The 1,354-nt window shown below is 36.0% G+C and carries 1 protein-coding gene and 2 pseudogenes; 2 read left to right on the top strand and 1 reads right to left on the bottom strand.

Features of this window, described 5'->3' with window-relative positions; translation table 11 throughout:
- Positions 1-165: pseudogene (locus AAC155_RS24165) on the top strand (IS1634 family transposase); the annotation flags it as partial.
- A 734-nt stretch (positions 166-899) separates the two neighbouring features.
- On the opposite strand, the gene AAC155_RS24160 reads toward AAC155_RS24165, so the two are convergent.
- Positions 900-1,097: a hypothetical protein gene (locus AAC155_RS24160; RefSeq protein ID WP_158536638.1), complete on the bottom strand. Its 198-nt coding sequence runs from the start codon at positions 1,095-1,097 to the stop codon at positions 900-902.
- Positions 1,098-1,219: 122 nt separating this feature from the next.
- On the opposite strand from AAC155_RS24160, the pseudogene AAC155_RS24155 reads away from it, so the two are divergent.
- A pseudogene (locus AAC155_RS24155) lies at positions 1,220-1,354 on the top strand (transposase family protein); the annotation flags it as partial.

Here is a 1,354-nt window from a genome sequence, read left to right as displayed (position 1 = left end):
AAGAACAAACCGACACAATCACCCACCGCGCGTTGGGTATTTCTGGCCTTTGAAGGGATCAACACCTTTGAATTTCAAGAACATAAAATGGTGACAGGAATGCAATCTTACCACCATGAGCTTTTGAATTTATTAGGCGCACAATATAAAGCGGTTTATTCCTGAATTAGGTGCGGAATGAAGGCTCAAAATCCTCACGTACTACGTGTACGTTCCGATTTTTCCGCGCTGTCCATGTTCACTGTTTATTTATAAGAACGGCCTGCAACAATTACGCTTATTGGGATAGGCTCTTAGGATTGCCAGTAAAACAGAGCCAGTAAAAATAAAATGTAGAGAGGGTAAAAATAACGGTTAAAACCTTATGCCGATTAAAACCAGAGATTAAAAAATGATTTTTAATAGTAGTTTAAAACTTACCCATCATAAACATTTTAGTGAAAAACAAGAAAAAAATGGGTTTTGTTAATATTCATATTCCTGGAAAAAAGGAAGATAAACATATGAATAATTTAATTAGATGATCTATTTTCCCAAAGGAATCGATTTTAATAATATTTTTAAATAGTATAAACTTTGCCATAAACTAGTTAAATAGTCGGTCATAAAAAAGTTCAAGTGAATGATTTAACAGAATATGAGTCTGGTTAATTGTAGTGTTATTGTTTTTCATTTATTATATAAAACTGTAAAATACGCTGGATTAAACGGCTTTACATTGTTTTAATCAGTCTAGTCTACGATTTTATTTAAACTATACTGCTTTTTATGTCTTTAATATGATCTGGGATTAAAATCAATTCATACTGTTACTTTTCAAACTGTTTTCGTGCTCTGTTAACACTTAAATACCTGTCCAATTGTTATCGCTTTTCTGGCTGATTAATCTGTTAGACCTTTTATCCTTGTTTATACCCGTCATCTTTCAAGTTGCCTCTTTGTTGGCTGCGCTCACTCACCCCGGTCTCATAGTTATCTATGCTCCCGGGGATTCGCTCCCTTGCCGTCGCGATGCATCTTGAAATCCATAGGGTATATGCAATGATAACACCCCGTATTTTAAATAAATTTGTCAGTAACCTGAGATCCCCGCTCAAAATTAAATAGCCTGAGTCTGGTGGAGTTACTGCAGGGCGCGAGCATACTTTTTTACCCCCCCCTTGAATGAACCGTAATTATATGATCTCATTCTCCTTATTTTTCTTTTTAATACTCGCCCATGAATCCGAACCAGACCCTGATTGAACATTTAACCGTTGTGAAAGAAACTCGTTCTGACATCAATCGTCAATACGAGCTGATTGATGTTATTTTTCTTGTCATCAGCGCCATTCTCGCTGGCGCTGAAGGTTGG

This window comes from Photorhabdus sp. HUG-39 (assembly GCF_963878365.1).
In the GTDB taxonomy this organism is placed as follows: domain Bacteria; phylum Pseudomonadota; class Gammaproteobacteria; order Enterobacterales; family Enterobacteriaceae; genus Photorhabdus; species Photorhabdus kayaii.
The sequence above is the reverse complement of the archived record's forward strand: the minus strand, read 5'-3'. Positions and strand labels throughout refer to the sequence as shown.